Genomic DNA, 19,707 nt, shown 5'->3' with positions numbered 1-19,707 from the left:
ATATTAGTATTTATTTTCATTCAAATTTACGCATAAAACACATCAATTAAAAATAATAAATTGTTATCCACGCATTGATAGTTTCTATATTGTCCTCTTTTAAACATTTTGAGTTTAAACGAAAATTAGAAGTTTTTAGTTCTGTTGAAGTCTTTTTTGAGTTGCATAGCATCGCTACGGAAGAAGAAAAAGACAAAAAGAGGGCTGAAAACAGCAATTTTTTAGCATATTGAAAATGTTTAAATGAGTACATTGTCTCTAAATTTGTTTTTATGCAGCCTAATCACCCTTTTACTATTTACAATGCTTCTGCCGGTAGCGGAAAAACCTACACCTTGGTAAAGGCGTATTTAAAAATCCTTTTCAAATCAAGCAACCTGTATCTTTTTAATCGCATTTTAGCCATTACGTTTACCAATAAAGCGGTTGCTGAAATGAAAGACCGGATAATCGAAACCTTAAAGACGTTTTCTGATGAGGCGGTATTAAAAGCTTCAAATAGTATGTTTGATGCAATTTGTGAAGAACTTGACATGGAACCTAAACAGCTCCACGAAAAAGCTGAAAAACTACTCAATACCATAATACATAATTATGCGGCCTTCGATATTTCGACTATTGATGGTTTTACGCATAGATTGATACGCACTTTTGCTCACGATTTAAAATTACCATTGAATTTTGAAGTTGAACTGGACCAAGGCGCGCTTTTAAGTGAAGCGGTTGATAGCTTAATAGCCAAAGCTGGAACTGATGATGCCCAGACCAAAATTTTGGTGGATTTTGCCATTGAAAAGGCCGATGATGATAAAAGTTGGGATGTGTCTTTTGATTTTAACAAGATTGCAAAATTGTTGGTTAACGAAAACGATATGCCGTTTATTGAAACCTTAAAACACAAAACTTTAAACGATTTTAAAGGACTAAAATCTCATTTGAAGAAAGAGATTTTAGATTTTGAATCCTCTATTGTTGAAGAAGCTCAAGGTGTTTTAACTTTAATTGACGAGGCTGGTTTAGAGCAGAACGATTTTTCGAGAGCTTCGTTGCCCAAGCATTTTCAAAATCTAAACAATAAAAAGTTTGATATTAAATTTGATTTGAATTGGCAAGCCGATTTAACGGAAAACAACCCGCTTTACCCAAAACGCGTTACTGAAGATGTGGCATCAATAATCAATCAAATCCAACCGCAATTGGCAGCGGCCTTTAGCCATACCAAACAAGCGGCTTATCATCTTAAATTTTTAAAGGCCTTTTACAAAAACGTTACGCCACTATCGGTTTTAAACGCCATAAATAATGAGTTAAGTGTTTTAAAAACGGAGCAGAACAAAATGCTGATTTCAGAATTTAATGCCATTATTAGCAAGGAAATAAAAAACCAACCTACACCTTTTATTTACGAACGTATTGGCGAAAAATTCAAGCATTATTTTATTGATGAGTTTCAGGATACATCGGTTATGCAATGGGAAAACTTAATTCCGTTATTAGAAAATTCACTATCTGCCGAAAACGGTACTACCATGTTGGTGGGCGATGCCAAACAAGCCATTTACCGCTGGCGCGGTGGTAAAGCCGAACAATTTATTGATTTGTTTAATAAAACCAAACAACCTTTTCATATTAAACAAAAAGTAGAAACACTTGATGAAAATTACCGGAGTTTTAAAGAAATCGTCAATTTTAACAATGGCTTTTTTAAATTTTTGGCAAACCAGGTTTTTTCGGCTAATGACTATAAAATACTTTACGAAAATGCACAGCAAAACATCACCAAAACCGAAAAAGGCTATGTGAGTTTTTCGTTTTTAGAAATTGAAAAAGAAGACGATAGAGACGAACTGTTTTCAGAACACACCTTAAACACCATTAATAACTGTTTAGAAGATGGTTTTGATTTGGAGGATATTTGCATTTTGGTTCGCAAGAAAAAAGAAGGCGTTGCGGTGGCCAATTATTTGAGCCAAAACAACATACCTATCGTATCCTCGGAAACCTTATTGCTAAGTAATTCCGACGAGGTTAATTTTATAAACAATGTGCTGGCACTTTTAAATCAGCCTAAAAACAACGAAATAAAAATTGCTGTTTTAAATTATTTAACGACGCTTTTCAGCATTGAAAACAAACACGAATTTTTTACCAATCATATTAATCTAACACTGCCTCAACTTTTTAAAAGTTTTGAAAAATTCAATATTCAAATAAGTAGCAGCGATTTACTGCAACTGCCGCTTTACGATTTGGCCGAAACCATTGTGCGCAGCTTCAATTTAGTAAAAGCATCAAACGCTTACATTCAGTTTTATTTAGATGTGGTTTTAGATTTTTCACAAAAAAAAGGATCGGATATTTCTGGGTTTTTACAGTATTTTGACAAGAAAAAAGAAAGCTTGAGTATTGTATCGCCCAAGGGACAAAATGCGGTTCAAATTATGACTATCCATAAATCGAAAGGTTTGGAGTTTCCGGTGGTGATTTTTCCGTTTGCCGATTTGGATATTTACAGAGAGTTGGAACCCAAAGAATGGTTTGCTTTAAACAAAGAAACATACAACGGTTTTTCGCATACTTTGTTAAATTTCAATAAAGATTTCGAGTTTTATGGCGATGAAGGTTTGCGTATTTTTAACAAACATCAATCTGAACAGGAATTAGATAATATTAACCTGCTTTATGTAACGTTAACACGAGCTGTGGAGCAATTGCATGTTATTACAACTAAAGATATTTCATCAAAAGGCGAGGTAAATACCAAAAGATATTCGGGTTTGTTTATGGCGTATTTAAAACATATCAATGAATGGGAAGATTCTAAATTATCGTACAGCTTTGGAGACTCAAAAAGAAGTATTGAAAAAGAAACTCCGAAAAAAGAAACACAAATTCAACACGAATTTATTTCAACAGCAAAAGAAACGCATAATATAAAGGTAGTGACCAAGTCCGGTTTACTTTGGGACACCGCTCAAAAAGAAGCCATTGAAAAAGGGAATCTTGTCCACAATATCATGTCTAAAATCAATACCAAAGACGATATCGATTCAGCTATAAACGATTTTATCAATACGGCTTCAATAAATCAAGAGCAAGCCGCCATTTTAAATGCAACTGTAAACGAAATTGTTAATCATTCAAAGCTTCAAGAGTATTACACGCTAAAATATATCATTTATAATGAGCGCGATATTATTACAAAAGAAGGTATCATTTTACGTCCGGATCGCGTGGTTGTAAATGCAAACAACGAAGCTGTTATAATAGATTACAAAACAGGTTTTGAAGATAAAAAGCACTCCCAACAATTACAATTGTATCAGGATGTTTTAGAAAATATGCATTTAAAAGTGACCAAAAAAATTCTCATTTACATAAATGATGACATTGAAATAAAAGAAATATAACTTTATAAAAAATTATAAAACTATGTACGGCAATATAAAACAGCATTTACAGAAAGAGATTCAGGATATTAAAGACCAAGGTTTATATAAAGAAGAACGCATTATAACCTCGGTACAGGGCGCCGAAATAACCTTAAACACAGGCGAAACGGTTTTAAATTTTTGTGCCAATAACTATTTGGGCTTGTCGTCGCATCCCGAGGTAATTCAAGCAGCAAAAGACACCATGGATACGCATGGATTTGGCATGAGTTCAGTGCGCTTTATTTGCGGCACTCAAGATATCCATAAGGAACTGGAACAGAAGATAGCCGATTTCTATCAAACCGAAGACACGATATTGTACGCTGCCGCTTTTGACGCTAATGGTGGCGTTTTCGAACCCTTATTGGGGAAAGAAGATGCCATTATTTCAGATTCGTTAAATCACGCTTCCATAATTGATGGTGTTCGTTTGTGTAAAGCAGCACGGTATCGTTATCAAAACAGTGATATGACCGATTTAGAAAACCAACTTATTGAAGCCAATAAAAACGGAGCGCGTTTTAAAATTATAGTAACCGATGGCGTGTTTTCAATGGATGGCTTGGTAGCGCCTCTTGATAAAATATGTGATTTAGCCGATAAATACGATGCTGTGGTTATGATTGACGAGTGCCATGCCACAGGTTTTATTGGTAAAACAGGCCGCGGAACGCTTGAAGAAAAAAACGTCATGGACCGTATAGATATTATTACAGGAACTTTAGGCAAAGCACTAGGTGGCGCTATGGGCGGATACACTACTGGAAAAAAAGAAATTGTCGACATGCTGCGCCAACGCTCCAGACCCTATTTATTTTCAAACTCCTTGGCACCGGCCATAGTTGGCGCGTCCATTAAGGTTTTTGATATGCTTGCAAATAACACAGAACTTAGAGATAAATTAGAATGGAACACCAATTACTTTAAAAAAGGCATGAAAGCTGCCGGTTTAGATATTATTGATGGTGATTCTGCCATTGTTCCCGTTATGCTCTATGATGCAAAATTGTCGCAAACCATGGCAAATATGCTTTTAAAAGAAGGCATTTACGTTATTGGGTTCTTTTTTCCCGTTGTACCGAAAGGCAAAGCAAGAATTCGCGTACAATTATCTGCAGCTCATACAAAACCACAACTAGACAAGGCTATAAGTGCGTTCGCCAAAGTTGGTAAGGCGCTAAATATTATCTAAAATCATTCTGAAATATTTATTAATCAAAGGAATCACCAATATTTTTATATATTTGTCTTTGTTAATAACATTTAACAACTTACTTTTGCTTACAATTAACACTTAAAAATTAAACTTTTGAATATGAAAAATCTTAGCAGATTATTGTTCGCTATGTTGCTTGTACTTGGTTATAGCAACGCTAATGCGCAAGACGAAAACAACCCATGGCAAATTACCATAGGGGCAAACGCGGTAGACTTCTATCCGACAGGTGAAAACGCGCCACTTGGTGATACTTTTGATGAGTTCTTTAATGTTGAAGACCATTGGAATATCTTACCTTCTTTATCAACGATCTCTGTATCTAAATATTTAGGTGACGGTTTCTCATTTGGAGTTGCTGGTTCTTTAAATAAAATCGATAAGTGGGGAGATGCTTCAGTTGATGATTTGTCTTACTACGGTTTAGATGGTACTATTAAGTACAGCCTTGGTAATTTACTTAACTCAAACACGCTTGAGCCTTATTTAGGTGCAGGAGGTGGATACTCTTGGGTTGACGAAGTTGGTGCTGGTACTGTAAATGGTACTTTAGGCTTAAATGTTTGGTTTAACGAAAACATTGGCTTAACACTACAGTCTGCATACAAACATGCATTTGAAGACTATTTACAAACACATTTCCAACACACTGTTGGTATTTCTATCAAATTTGGTGGGACTGATACTGACGGCGATGGCATTTACGACAAAGATGATGCTTGTCCAGATGTTGCTGGTTTACCTGAGTTTAACGGTTGCCCAGATTCTGATGGTGATGGTATTGAAGATTCTAAAGACGATTGTCCTAACGAACCTGGTTTAGCTGAGTTTAACGGTTGTCCTGATTCTGATGGTGATGGTGTTCCAGATCATTTAGATGAATGTCCTACTGTAGCTGGTTTAAAAGCTTTAGCTGGATGTCCTGATGCTGATGGTGACGGTGTTGCTGATAAAGATGACAAATGTCCTAACGAAGCTGGTCCTGCTGCTAACAACGGTTGTCCTTGGCCAGATAGAGACGGTGATGGTGTTTTAGACAAAGACGATAACTGTCCAGACGTTAAAGGTACTGTAGCTAACAACGGTTGCCCAGAAGTATCTGAAGCGGTTCAAAAAACGCTTAACGAATATGCTAAAACCATCTTGTTTGATACAGGTAAATCTTCTATCAAAAGTGAATCGGCTAAAGTATTATCTGATATTACAGCCATCTTAAAAGAATACACAAATTCTAAATTTACCATAGAAGGTCATACTGATAGTACTGGTAGTGCAAAATTAAATCAGTCATTATCTGAAGCTAGAGCGCTTTCTGTAAAAGAATATTTAGTTAAGAATGGTATCGATGAGTTTAGATTATCTGCACTTGGTTACGGAAAAGACAGACCAATTGACACCAACAAAACTAGAAAAGGTAGAGCTAACAACAGACGTGTTGAAATTAACTTAGTTAAAGAATAATACTCTATTTTTAGTTAAAAAATAAGTTTTTAAAAACGCTTCGGTTATCCGAAGCGTTTTTTTATTTTTATATGGTAGTAACAACTAAGCTTTAATGACAACTTTTATTTTTGATGTTTTAAAAGATTTAAAGGATTCCGAAATAAATCTTTCAAAACTAACCTTTATTTTACCCAGTAAAAGGGCTGGTTTGTTTTTAAAGCATCAACTTTATAAAGTTGCCGACGAAACCATTTTTTCCCCTGAAATTATTAGTATAGAGGAATTTGTAGAAAACACGTCCCAACTTAAGCCCATCTCGAATACAGAGCTTTTATTTGAATTCTATAACAGCTATGTAACGCTTACCAAAAAAGAAAACCAAGATACTTTTGAGGTCTTTTCAAAATGGGCACAAATTTTACTTCAGGATTTTAACGAGATTGATCGCTACCTTATTCCGCAAGAAAATATATTTAATTATTTAAGTGATATTCAAGAACTAAAACATTGGTCTTTAGAACAAAACAAAACCGATTTTGTTAAAAATTACTTATCGTTTTGGAACAAACTGTATACGTACTACACCCATTTTACCCAGCAACTTTTAAATAAAAATAGCGGCTACCAAGGGCTGATTTACAGAGAAGCGGTTAAAAACTTAGAATCTTATATTCAAAGCAACACCGAAAAAAAACATGTTTTTTTAGGTTTCAATGCGTTAAATACCGCTGAGGAAACCATCATTCAAAAACTACTTGAACATGATGTGGCAAAAATTTATTGGGACATCGACCAAGTTTTTTTTAACAACCAAAAACACGATGCCGCATTATTTACAAGGCAGCATCAAACCCGTTGGAAATATTTCGAAAACAATCCGTTTCATTGGATTACCAACAATTATTCAAAAGAAAAAAACATTTCAATTTATGGTGTTCCAAAAAACATTGGGCAATCTAAATATATCGGAACCCTTTTAAATAATTTAAGCCAAAGCAACCCGTCGTTACAAAATACAGCGGTTGTTTTGGGTGATGAAAACTTATTGATTCCCGTATTAAATTCGCTGCCTTCAACTATCGAAGCCCTTAATATTACCATGGGGTTTCCGCTGAAATCCATTCCACTTGCCTCCCTTTTCGAAAGCTTGTTCAAACTTCATAAAAACCCATCAAAATCATTTTACTATAAAGATGTAATCAACATTATAGCACATCAATTTATAAGACCTTTATTTTATTTTGACGACACTGATTACGCTTCAAAAATAATTGAAACCATTGAAGCCAATAACATCATTTATTTAACTTCCTATAGATTAAAGCAAATTGCCGCAAAGGCTGAAACAATTATTGACATACTCTTTACCAATTGGGAAAAAACTATTGATGACGCCTTAAAAAACTGTTCGCAATTAATCTTAATTATTAAAAATGATTTAATTGAAAACAAAGCTTCAAACCTATTGTCCTTAGAATATTTATTCCGATTCAATGAATTGTTTAACGAGTTATCGCGACTAAATTCAGAATACCACCACATCAAAGACATTTCAGCCTTATTTAGCATTTACAAAGAATTGTTAAGCACCGAAACACTCGATTTTCAAGGCGAACCCTTACAAGGTTTACAAATTATGGGTATGTTGGAATCTCGGGTTCTGGATTTTGAAACCGTTATTATTTCCTCGGTAAACGAAGGCATATTGCCCTCTGGAAAAAGCAACAATTCCTTTATTCCGTTTGATGTTAAATTAGAAAACAACCTGCCCACGTATAAAGAAAAAGATGCGGTTTACACTTATCACTTTTACAGGCTTTTGCAACGCGCCAAAAACATCCATATTATATACAATACCGAAGCCGATGTGTTGACCGGTGGCGAAAAAAGCAGGTTTATTACGCAGTTGCAATTAGAAAATATTCATAAAATTAACCATCAAATTATAGCGCCCCATGTGCCAGTAATACAACCGAAATTAAACCAAATAAACAAAACGCCCCAGTTATTAAATCAAATTATTGAGGTGGCAAAACAAGGGTTTTCACCTTCCTCACTTAGCAACTATATCAGGAATCCTATTGATTTTTATTATCAGAAAATATTAAAAATAAAAGAGCACGATGATGCCGAAGAAACCGTTGCGGCAAACACCTTGGGAACCGTTGTACACAACACGCTTGAAGATTTTTACAAACCATTTATTGGTGAGTTTTTAACGGTTGAAAATATTAAAAATTTAAAGCCTAAAATTAATGAAACGGTAAGTCATCATTTTAAAAATGAATATAAAGAAGGTGATATTACCAAAGGTAAAAATCTTATTGTTTTTGAAATAGCAAAACGTTACGTATCTAACTTTTTGGATTTGGAAATTCAAGATTTAAAAGCTGGAAACCAAATAAAAATGATTGCCGTTGAAGCCGAAAACAACGTGTTTATCGATATTCCCGAACTTAATTTTCCTATAAACTTAACAGGAAAAGTAGATCGGGTTGATGAGTATAATGGTGTAACTAGAATTATTGATTACAAAACGGGACAGGTTAACCAAAGCAGTGTAGAAATTGTAGATTGGGAAGCCATTACTACAGATTACAACAAATACAGCAAGAGTTTCCAAGTACTCACTTATGCGCTCATGATGCATCAATCCAATCAAATTCAACTTCCCGTTGAAGCTGGTATTGTCTCTTTTAAAAATTTACGTCATGGGTTTTTAAAATTTGCTCAAAAAGACAAAGCGGGACCCTATGCCAAAAAAAATGCGTTGATTACTGAAGACACAATTGATAAATTTAGTATTGAATTAAAAAAGCTCGTTTTAGAAATTTGTAATTTAGATATACCTTTCACTGAAAAAGAAATATAAATGATTATTGAAAAAAACATAGTTGTTGAAGGCAAGCACGAAAAACCCATTTTAACCGATTTGTTTTTTAAAGACGATAACACTAAAAAACCTATACTAATATTTTGCCATGGTTACAAAGGTTTTAAGGATTGGGGCGCTTGGGATTTAATGGCTAAAGCATTTGCCGAGGCTGGTTTTTACTTTGTGAAATTCAATTTTTCGCACAATGGAGGCACTTTAAAACAACCTATCGATTTTCCTGATTTGGAAGCTTTTGGAAATAATAATTACACCAAGGAATTAGACGATTTAGAATCTGTTATCGATTGGGTGTGTTCGAATTCTAAGTTAAAAAAGAACGCCAACGCAAATCATATAACTTTAATTGGGCACAGTAGAGCTGGCGGGATTGTGACTATAAAAGCCGAAGAAGATAATAGGATAAAAAACGTAATTAGTATAGCTGGCGTATGCGATTTTGGAAAAAGAACAGCAACAATTGGCGATTTAGAAAAATGGAAAAAAGACGGTGTAAAATATGTTTTAAACGGACGAACAAAACAACAAATGCCACACTACTATCAATTCTATGAAGATTTTATTGCCAATGAAAACAGACTCACTATTACACGCGCTGTTTCTAATTTAAAAATACCGTATTTAATTATTCATGGCGATGATGATACCAGTGTCTTTTTAAACGAAGCAAAACAACTTCATAGTTGGAATCCGAACAGTCAACTTGAAATTATTGAAGGTGCCAATCATGTTTTTGGAGCACAACATCCTTGGGAAAAACCAACGCTTCCCAAGCATTTAAAAGCTGTTATAACTAAGATTACAGATTCTCTATCGCAACAAAACTAATTATTGATGGATTGTTTGCTTATTCAATGACAGTGAAACTTTTCTTTAAAGTGGTTGTAGAATCGCCTCCAACCCAAACATTAAATTCACCGGGTTCTACTTCCCATGTATTGTTTGCCGTATAAAATTGAAGTGTTTTTTCGTTTATAGTAAAACTGACCGTTTTGGTTTCCCCAGGGTTTAGCATTATTTTTTCAAATCCTTTTAACTCTTTTACTGGTCTCACAAAACTACCAACCAAATCCCGAATATAAAGTTGCACGACTTCTTCTCCTGCTCTATCACCGGTATTGGTTACATTAACAGATGCTTTTATGTCGCCGCCAGCTTTTATTTCATTTTTATCCAATTGCAAATCATCGTAACTAAAAGTGGTATAGCTCAAGCCAAAACCAAAGGGGTATAATGCCTTTTTCGGAGCATCTCTGTAACCTGAAAATGTAACGTGTTTATTGCTGTATGGTCGTCCGGTATTTTTTTGGTTGTAATACAAAGGCTCCTGACCAACGTTATGCGGAAATGATACCGGTAATTTTCCCGACGGATTATAATCTCCAAAAACAACATCGGCAATGGCATTTCCAGATTCAGAACCCAAATGCCAACACTCTAAAATGGTTGGTGCAATTTCAGAAGCGCGGCTTAAATCCATGGGTCTGCCGTTCATTAAAACAATTACAATGTTTTTATTCACTTTATAAACGGCTTCCAATAATTCATTTTGAAGTCCTAAAAACCCAATATTGGTTTGACTGCGGCCTTCGCCTGTTTGATACGCATTTTCGCCTATTACCAATAAAACAACATCTGATTTTTTAGCAACCTCAACAGCTTTTGCAATTCCGGAGTCGTCTGTGGTATTAAATTTTAAAGGCAGTAAAAACTGATTCGCACCAGGTGCAATAGTCGGTATGGTTAAATCAACGCCTTTTGCATAATGTATTTTAGTGTTCTCGCCAACGGCGTTTTTAACACCTTCCAATAATGAAACTGCCGAATTATATTCCCCTTTGGCACGCCAGTTTCCCAACGGCGAATCTTTATCATCGGCCAAGGGTCCAATAACCGCGATGCTTTTAAGTTGTTTTGACAGCGGCAATAAACTATTTTCATTCTTAAGCAGGACTATGGATTTTCTTGCAACATCGCGAGCTACGGCTAAATTTTCTTTGGAGTAAACGTTATCTTTTTCACGTTGCTCGTTGCAGTATTTATAGGGGTCATCAAAAAGTCCCAATTCAAATTTCAGCCTTAAAACCCGTCTTACAGCATCATCAATTTGATGGATTGAAATCTTTTTTTCGTTAAGCAACGTTTCCAAATGCGCTTCATAAGCATACGATTCCATATCCATATCGCTCCCCGCATTTAATGCTATTTCGGCTGCGTGTTTTTTGTCTTCAGCATAACCGTGCGCCCTCATTTCACCAATAGAACCCCAATCTGAAACCACTAATCCACTCCAGTTCCATTCCCCTTTCAAAATATCGCGTTGTAAAATTTTATGTCCTGTCGCCGGAATACCATCAATATCGTTAAAGGCATTCATAAAAGTTGCCGCGCCAGCTTCGGCGGCAGCCTTAAAAGGTGGTAAAATGGTGTTGTGCAGTTCGTTTGCACCAACATTAACGGTGTTATAATCCCGACCGGCCTCACCAAAGCCATAGCCCGCAAAGTGCTTAGCGCAGGCTGCAATGGTATTAATATCGGACAAATCATCGCCTTGAAATCCTTCAATACGCGCCACACCAACAACAGCGTTTAAATACGGGTCTTCGCCAGCGCCTTCCATAACGCGCCCCCAACGGGCATCTCTGGACACATCAATCATGGGAGCAAAGGTCCAATTTAAACCTGAAGCTGCGCTTTCTTTGGCTGCAATTGACGCCGATTGTTTCATAATATTTAAATCCCAACTCGCCGTTTCCCCTAACGGAATGGGAAAAATGGTTTTATACCCGTGAATCACATCATAAGCGAAAATCAAAGGGATTTTAAGTCTTGAATGCTCCATAACTATTTTTTGGGTTTCCCGAATACTTGCCACAGAAGTGATATTTAACATCGAGCCCACCTCGCCCTTTTTAAGCTTTTCAAGTTTATGTTGATCGCCTTTTGTTGATGAAGGCCCGGTAGCATTCCACTTCCCGCTATATTGCACTAACTGTCCGATTTTTTCATTAATCTGCATGAGTGCCAAAACCGAATCTACCTTTTTTTCAATACTTTCATTTAAAGTTGAATGCTTGGGATTTGTTGTTTCGTTTTTACAGCTAAGCACGGTAAAAATTAGACTTGAAATAATGATAAGCTTTAAAGGAAGGATTGCTATTTTCATGTTTAAATACGGTTCTATTTTAATGTTAATTCTACAAATACGGGAAAATGGTCTGATGGATATTTTAAATCTATGGAACTGGATAAAACACCGTATTTTTCGACTTCAATTTTTGTGGATTTTGACAACATAATATAATCTATACGTCGTGTAACAGGCTCGTTGAACTTAAATCCATTGAATGTTCCGTTTGACCCAAAAACAAGTTTTGCTTTATCTTTTGAATCGTTAAGGGTTTGCTTAAGATTTGCAATAAGTTCGCTTTGGGGTTCTACATTAAAATCGCCCATTACAATTACCGGAAAATCATCGGTATTTAAAGTCTCTATTTTTTTAAGAATAAGTTGCATGCCTTGTAACTGTGCTCCTTTTCCAACATGGTCTAAATGCGTATTGAACACCCATATTTTTTGATTGTTTTCGAGTACAGTGAAAAGTCCGTAAGTACAAATTCTTGGATAGGCGGCATCCCAACCCATTGAAATTTCACTTGGAGTTTCCGACAACCAAAAGGTATTTTCTTCTTCAACTTTTAGTTTTTTTGCATTGTAGAATATGGCTGAAAACTCACCTTTATTATCGCCATCGCGACCAATTCCAATGGTTTTGTAATCTTTTAGAGCCTCTTTTAAATCGGTCATTTGATTGGGTCGCGCCTCTTGCACGCCCAAAATATCGGGGCTGTAAAACAGAACTTGCGAACTTAAAAACCCTTTCCGGTTTGCCCAGGCGTTTTCACCATCGGAAGCGACATCCAAACGGATGTTGTAAGTCATTACATTTAGGCTTTGGTTTTCTTGTTGTTTTTCATTTTTACAACTTAAAAAACTCATGACCAAAACCAATACTAGTAGCGTATAATGCTTCATTGTTTATTATTCTTTTTGTTGAAAAACCCTAACATAATCGATTACCATTTGCTGCGGAAAAACGGAATCGTCAATCCCCTTTTGTCCCCCAAGCATCCCACCAACGGACACATTCATTATCAAATAGAACTCTTGATCAAACGGCCATTCCGCAATCGTTTTATGCTCGTTTTTTATATGATTGTAAACGGTATCGTTTAAAATAAAGTCCATTTTTTCGGGTGTCCATTCTACAGCAAACACATGGAACGTATCGTAAGGTTTTTCAATAAAAATCTTTTTTCCTTTTTCTGTGCCTTTCATGTGGTTAAAGGCTTTTGTATGAATGGTTCCAAAAATAGAGTCTGGGTTAAAACCAACATGTTCCATAATATCTATCTCGCCGCATTCTGGCCAGCCAACTTCTTTTCTGTTTTCACCCAGCATCCATATTGCCGGCCACAAACCAACACCCCTTGGTAACTTTGCCTTTACTTCAATGCGCCCATATTTCCAGGATGCCAAGCCATCGGTTTTTAATCTTGCCGATGTGTATTGCGCAGTGTCAATTTCAGCGATATACTGTACCCAACTTTTGTTTTTAAACTCGTCGCTTTTGTATTTTGCGTTTGCAATTTTTTCTTTATGTGCTTCAATTATTAAAGACCCATTCTCGACCCTAACATTTTTTAAGCTATCGGTGTAATATTGCTCTTCGCGGTTACTTAAAAAACCGTAATCGTAAGCCCATTTGGTAGAATCTGGTTTTCCTTGGTAGTTAAACTCGTCGCTCCAAACCAATTTATAACCTCTTTTTGTTGGGCTTTTTTCGCTTCTTTCAAAAACAAGTTCCGGTTCATCTGTAGTAATGTAATCAAAATCGTTTGCTAAAAACCAATCGATATCTTCAATTGAATTGGCTGTCCAAACGTTTAATATTAAACCTTTTTCTTTGGCACTTGTTATCCATTCTGGCTTCACTTTGTATTTATAAACCAAGTAGTCTAATCCTGTTATACCATCTTCTATTAATCGTTTTGGTGGTTTTGAGCCATCTAAATATTGTGTTCTGGCATTGGCATCCAGTTCCTTTATTCTTTGTAAAATGGCATAACTAAAACTGATGTAAGACAATATATAATTTTCGGCTCTAAGTTCTTTTACCAATTTCAGCACGTTTTCGGCCATTAAGGTATTTCGGCCTTCGGTTTTTGATGGTTTTATTTCGCAGACCAAACCCGTGGAATCGTTATTTTGCATTCCGGCAATTATATAATCTCTTAACGTGGGTAAGGTTTCGCCGTTTGAAAGTTTAAATTTTGATAATTGGGCATAGGTGGATTTTTCTATAATTAAATCGTGATAATCGGCATCGTGGGTAACAATCAATACGTTATCGGCCGTCATTCTTACATCAAATTCTGAACCCGTACACCCTAAGTTTATGGCGTGTTTTAATGCCGCTATTGAATTATGTGGTAGGTTTTTTTGTTTCCAAGCGCCACGGTGTGCCACCACAACATTATCGGCAAAAGTGATTGTTTTATGCGAACCGGATTGGCACCCATAAAGACTTATAAATACGACCAATAAAAACAAATGAAGTGTGCTTTTTAGCATAAGAATACAATTACTTTTTAAAACGAAATTTACGAAGTTACTAAAAGTGTTGAAATCTAAGGGCAAAAGACTTAGTTGCCCTTAGATTGAAAACCAACACATCTAAACTAAACGAAAAAAAATGCTATTAATTTGTTCTTTAGTTAATAACCGTCATTCTGTGGATAATCTGGACCCAATAAATCCAAATCTATTTGTGCTATAGGAAAATTAATAAAGTAAGGTTGCCAATTGGTTCTAGGATCTTTCGCTCCTAAATTTGGTGGAAAAAACTCCCCATCACCTGCATAACTTGTAATTTGTCTGTCTATAACATTCTGTCCCATTCTTTTTAATGTGAACCATCTTTGACCTTCAAAAGCAAGTTCCCTTGCACGCTCGTCTAAAATAGCTTGCTCATCGACACTGGTTAAAGGTGCTGCACCTGCTCTTGTTCTAATCGCGTTGATATAGGGTAAAGGATCGCCAGAAGACCTCATTATGGCCTCGGCGGCAATTAAATAAGTTTCTGCCAATCTATAAACTAAAATGTTACTTCTATTTCTATAGTTTTTAGGGTCGTCATCCTCTTGGGCAAACTTGATACAAGAAGGGTGCAATCTTTGATAATATCTTGCTAGTTGAACACCATTGGGGTTTTCATCCGAAATAGGTTTATAAATATCAATTTCTTGACCTATTTTATCTCCAGAAGTATAGAAGTATTTCAATCTAAAATAGGTATTATCGTCGCGCGTATCGTTAGCATCTTCAGCTATGAGCCCCAATAGATAACGGTTGGGCAATACTCTTGAAAACCCTCGGCCGCCTTGATTTATGTCCTCTTCAATTCCTGGTATTTGGAAATATTGCGTTATATAGTTGGCATTAATCATTGTAACGTCTCCACCGCCTAAAGCATCATCTTTGGATTGAATAACAAACAATTGTTCTGAATGGTCTCTATTTCCTTTAAAAACATCTGCAGTACTTGAAACTAAACTATGTGGCCCTTCATTTATTAACGAAACGGCCTGCGATTTGGCTTCTTCCCAATTACCTTGCCACATCGCCACTTTTGCCTTTACATGCTTTGCCGTGCCTTTTGATATACGTCCAAATGTAACATCCCAATTTAAATGTGCTACAGCAAAATCTAAATCATTATTTAATAGTGCGAATATTTCTTCTTCGGATGATTTATTATTAATCACATCAAATGCATTATCAACCGTAACAGATTCTGTGGTTACATAAATATTATTAAACATTCTGTACAGATAGAAATAAGAGTGTGCTCTGAAAAACTTCGCCTCTGCAATAATTTCATTTCTAACATCTTCATCTACGTCTTGTACAACCTCAGCGGCATTAATAATGTCTGTTGCTTTACTGGCAATATTGTAGTAATGTTTCCAGAATAGCGCAGATACAAATCTAGCACCCAGGTCTTCTGGAGAAATGCCTCTTTGGTATCTACCCATTAAGCCTGTATATCCGGTTCTGCTAAACGCCAAATCACTTCTAGACGACATTAAAACTGCGCCCATATAATCTTCTGTACTTCTGTCATAACGATCCCTCTCGAACTTATATAAACTAACTACGCCAGATTTTAAACCTTCTTCTGTTGTGTATATATAGTTTGAATCTATGACGGTACTTGGTTGCTCTTCCAAAAATTCTTCACAAGACACTATGAATAAAAGTGCCATTATCAAGAGCAAACTACTTTTTGTTGTAATCAAATATTTTTTTGTCTTCATAATTTATTTTTTTTGAAAATTATAATTTAACTTTTACTCCAAACGTAAAACTTGTTGCATCTGGATAACCCGTATCTGCATTAGAGAATGTGTTTCTAATATTTACCTCGGGACTATAGCCTATGTAATCTGTATCTGTAAATAAATTGGTTCCTGTTACATATAACTTAACCTCATTGATATTAAGTTTTGAGAATACGGATTCTGGTAATGTATAACCTAAGCTTAAAGTTCTTAACCTAATATACGACGCATCTTTAACCGCCAATGAATTTAGGTACAGCGGCGCAGAATCAAAGTTAGGCCTTGGATATGTGGTTGATGGATTTTCGGGCGTATAGTAGGGCACTTTTACACCGTTTAGTTTACTGGAAAGCGTGCCTCCGTTATTAAAATCTGATAAAAACGGATTTACTTTGGTTGCCCCTTCTACAGCGTAAAAGTCAATAAATAATTCGAACCCTTTGTAAGATAACGTTGAAGATATCGACCCAAACCAATCTGGGTTACTATCGGTAAATACGCGATCTTCAGGTGTTATTTTTCCGTCTGGAACCCCTGTTACATTACCTTCATCATCCACACCATTGGTATCTTTAATCTTTATATCTCCTGGTGCTAAATTATCTTGAGGGATTGATGAATCTGGATTTGCCTGTGGTGCATTTGCAAAGTCATCTCCTTCTTGCCAAATTCCATCGAACGCATATTGTCTGATAACGCTTGTAGATTGACCTACAAAATAACCATAGGTATCATCATCTAAAATAGGATTACCCTCTCCATCATTATATAGCTCAATCAGTTTGTTTTTATTATTTGACCAATTTGTAGATACCGACCATTTAAAATCGTCGGTATTAATAAGATTTGCGGTTATGCTTAATTCTATACCCGTATTCTGTAGTTCACCGGCATTAAAGAATGTATATTGATAACCGGTTATTGAAGGCACCCCGCGTCTTAATAATAAGTTTTTAGTTCTGGCATCATAATAATTGATGTCACCAGTTAAAAATCTTTTAAATAATGAAAAATCCAGACCCACATTTAAAGTGGTTATTTTTTCATGCTCTAAACCAGGGTTTGGTAATATTACAGATGGAGCATACCCTGAAGCTGTTATTCCATCATCAAATATGTAATTTTGTCCTTCTGCTGTAAACAGTGATGCGTATGGGACTTTAAGGGCATTAGCCAACGACCCATAACTCAATCTTAACTTTAATTCTTGAATGGCATCGACATTTTCTAAAAAACTTTCTTTATGCATTTTCCATGCAAAAGCACCTGCCGGATTATCAGTCCATTTAAAGTCCTTTGCATTTACTGATGCTCCGTCTCTCCTAAATGTACCAGTAAATAAATATTTATCAAATAGATTATAACGTAATCTACCCATAAAAGAAGCAGTTCTGATAGTCGATTTATTACGCTCTGCCGTAATATTTCCTATCGCATTAGTAATGCCATCATACCCTAAGCTTTCATTTGGAAACCCAGTACCCACAGTAAATGTTTGTGTAAATTTATTTTCATCTACCGCTTGCACCAGTGTTAGGTTAAATTTGTGGTCGGCATTGAATTCTTTATCATAAGTTAATATGTTTTCAATAAAAAAGGCTTCCCTTAATTGATTATTAATACTTGCGATACCTCTATCTGTTTGTCCGCTAGAGTGTAATGAAGATAAATATCGGCCTCTTTCAGAATTTTTTCTGGTAACTGATGTTGTTAATTGATATTTTAAATTTTTTGTTATTTGATATGATGGTATAAAATTCACCACAAAATCGTTGCCTCTTTCATCATCATCAGATTCTCTTAAATTCCACAATGGATTAATGGCCGTACCGTCTTCTCCACTTGGATATTGTGTTAAGTTACCCTCGTCATCGTAAGCTCTACCTAATGGCGAAAAAGTAATGACATTGATATTTGCCGCACGTTCAGTTTTATCGTTAACTAAGTTAATATCAAATCGAGCTGAAATTTTATCGCTTATCTTTTGATCTACGTTTAACCGTAAATTCTTTCTAACATAGCTTGATGTTGGAATGATTCCATCTTGCCTAAAATAATTAATACTACCAAATACTTGTGTTGATTCGGTACCTCCATTCACACTAATAGATTGGCTGTTTATTGTTCCGTTTTTTTGCAATTCATCTTCCCAATCTGTAAACTCATTGTTTTCAATGGATTCCAATTCAATTGCTGAAAAGATATCCTCATCATCAAGATACTCTGTACCATCTCCATTGTTTGTTCTTCTGGCTTCCCTTCTTAATTGAGCAAATTCCTGACCACTGTATACATCAAAATTCCTTTCAATGGATTGTGTTGTAACATAGCCGTGATAAGCCACGTTAACTTTATCGGTTTTTCCTCTTTTAGTAGTGATTAAAACCACCCCATTAACCGCTCTAGAACCGTAAATAGCCTGTGCTGAGGCATCTTTAAGAAACTCAACCGATTCTATGTCGTCTGGATTAATATCTTCAATACCGCCATCTCTAACAACACCATCTACAACGTAAATACCACTTACATTACCTTCTATTGAACCACGACCTCTAAATATAATTTCGGAAGTACCTCCTGGTCTCAAACTACCACCGCCTACATCTACTTGTAAACCGGAAATCCTACCTCTAAGCATTTCGTTTACGTCGGATGTTGGTGTTTGTGTCGCCTTACTTAAGTCTGTTGTCGCAACCGCACTAACCAAATCGCTTTTCTTTTGTGTACCGTAACCCACCACGACAACTTCGTCCAGCACATTTTGATCGATATTCAATAAAATGGTTAACGCTCCAGTGGTTATGGCAACCTCTTTTGTTTGGTAGCCTAAGTAAGAAACCATTAGTATGGTCGCATTATTACTTACAGAAAACGAGAATTTACCATCAAAATCCGTCGATGTCCCGTTTGTGGTTCCTTTAACAATTACCGATGCTCCTGGCAACGGCATATTATCTTCTGCTGAAAGTACTGTACCTGTAATTGTCTTTTCAGATTGTGCCCACGCAACTGCTGTGGCAAACAAAAATAATGACAAGAACAGCACTTTATTTTTTTGATTAAAAAGTTTCAATTTCATTCGAGTGTAGTTTAATGTTAGTTTCAAAAAAATAGTTTATGCTGATTTTAAGATCAGTTCAAAAAATCAATTAATGTAAACTTAACCTCAAATGCTGAGAAATCCGCAATATAAATGCCGATAAAAAACGAACACCGCAATAAAAATAACTAAAACCCATTATTTTATTAGCGTAAAACCCTATAAACACTGAATAATCAGAATTTCATATTTTTTATACAAAAGCTTAAAAAACAGGT

Annotated in this window: 10 protein-coding genes; 5 read left to right on the top strand and 5 right to left on the bottom strand. The window is 35.7% G+C overall.

Annotation, left to right across the window (positions count from 1 at the left end; all coding sequences use genetic code 11):
• Positions 1 to 272: 272 nt before the first annotated feature.
• The 5 genes from ACN5J7_RS00120 (at position 273) to ACN5J7_RS00100 (ending at position 9,814) form a co-directional block, all read left to right on the top strand.
• Positions 273 to 3,410 carry a UvrD-helicase domain-containing protein gene (locus ACN5J7_RS00120; protein ID WP_418602176.1) on the top strand — a complete coding sequence of 1,046 codons (3,138 nt, stop codon included), beginning with the start codon at positions 273 to 275 and terminating at the stop codon, positions 3,408 to 3,410.
• Between the two features lie 22 nt (positions 3,411 to 3,432).
• Positions 3,433 to 4,626: a glycine C-acetyltransferase gene (kbl, locus tag ACN5J7_RS00115; RefSeq protein ID WP_418602174.1), complete on the top strand. Its 1,194-nt coding sequence runs from the start codon at positions 3,433 to 3,435 to the stop codon at positions 4,624 to 4,626.
• Positions 4,627 to 4,749: 123 nt separating this feature from the next.
• On the top strand, positions 4,750 to 6,111 hold the full coding sequence (locus ACN5J7_RS00110; protein ID WP_418602172.1) for an OmpA family protein: 1,362 nt from the start codon (positions 4,750 to 4,752) through the stop codon (positions 6,109 to 6,111).
• Between the two features lie 94 nt (positions 6,112 to 6,205).
• A complete protein-coding gene (locus tag ACN5J7_RS00105) occupies positions 6,206 to 8,965 on the top strand; it encodes a PD-(D/E)XK nuclease family protein (RefSeq protein ID WP_418602170.1) in 2,760 nt (919 codons plus the stop codon).
• Complete coding sequence (locus ACN5J7_RS00100) at positions 8,966 to 9,814, top strand: alpha/beta hydrolase family protein (protein WP_418602168.1); 849 nt, start codon at positions 8,966 to 8,968, stop codon at positions 9,812 to 9,814.
• Positions 9,815 to 9,833: 19 nt separating this feature from the next.
• On the opposite strand, the gene bglX is transcribed toward ACN5J7_RS00100, so the two are convergent.
• The 5 genes from bglX to ACN5J7_RS00075 form a co-directional block, all read right to left on the bottom strand.
• Entirely contained in the window at positions 9,834 to 12,152 is a 2,319-nt protein-coding gene (gene bglX, locus ACN5J7_RS00095; protein ID WP_418602166.1) for a beta-glucosidase BglX, read from the bottom strand.
• A 14-nt stretch (positions 12,153 to 12,166) separates the two neighbouring features.
• Entirely contained in the window at positions 12,167 to 13,021 is an 855-nt protein-coding gene (locus ACN5J7_RS00090; protein WP_311936268.1) for an endonuclease/exonuclease/phosphatase family protein, read from the bottom strand.
• A 6-nt stretch (positions 13,022 to 13,027) separates the two neighbouring features.
• The gene (locus ACN5J7_RS00085; RefSeq protein WP_418602164.1) at positions 13,028 to 14,620 is read right to left on the bottom strand and encodes a glycerophosphodiester phosphodiesterase family protein; all 1,593 of its coding nucleotides are present in this window, start codon (positions 14,618 to 14,620) and stop codon (positions 13,028 to 13,030) included.
• Between the two features lie 143 nt (positions 14,621 to 14,763).
• Positions 14,764 to 16,365 (bottom strand): RagB/SusD family nutrient uptake outer membrane protein, encoded by a 1,602-nt coding sequence (locus tag ACN5J7_RS00080; RefSeq protein ID WP_311936265.1) that lies wholly within the window; start codon positions 16,363 to 16,365, stop codon positions 14,764 to 14,766.
• Positions 16,366 to 16,384: 19 nt separating this feature from the next.
• Entirely contained in the window at positions 16,385 to 19,468 is a 3,084-nt protein-coding gene (locus tag ACN5J7_RS00075) for a SusC/RagA family TonB-linked outer membrane protein (protein WP_418602161.1), read from the bottom strand.
• Positions 19,469 to 19,707 lie beyond the last annotated feature (239 nt).

It is taken from the genome of Hwangdonia sp. (genome assembly GCF_048381975.1).
Classification (GTDB): Bacteria; Bacteroidota; Bacteroidia; order Flavobacteriales; family Flavobacteriaceae; genus Hwangdonia; species Hwangdonia seohaensis.
The sequence above is the reverse complement of the archived record's forward strand: the minus strand, read 5'-3'. Positions and strand labels throughout refer to the sequence as shown.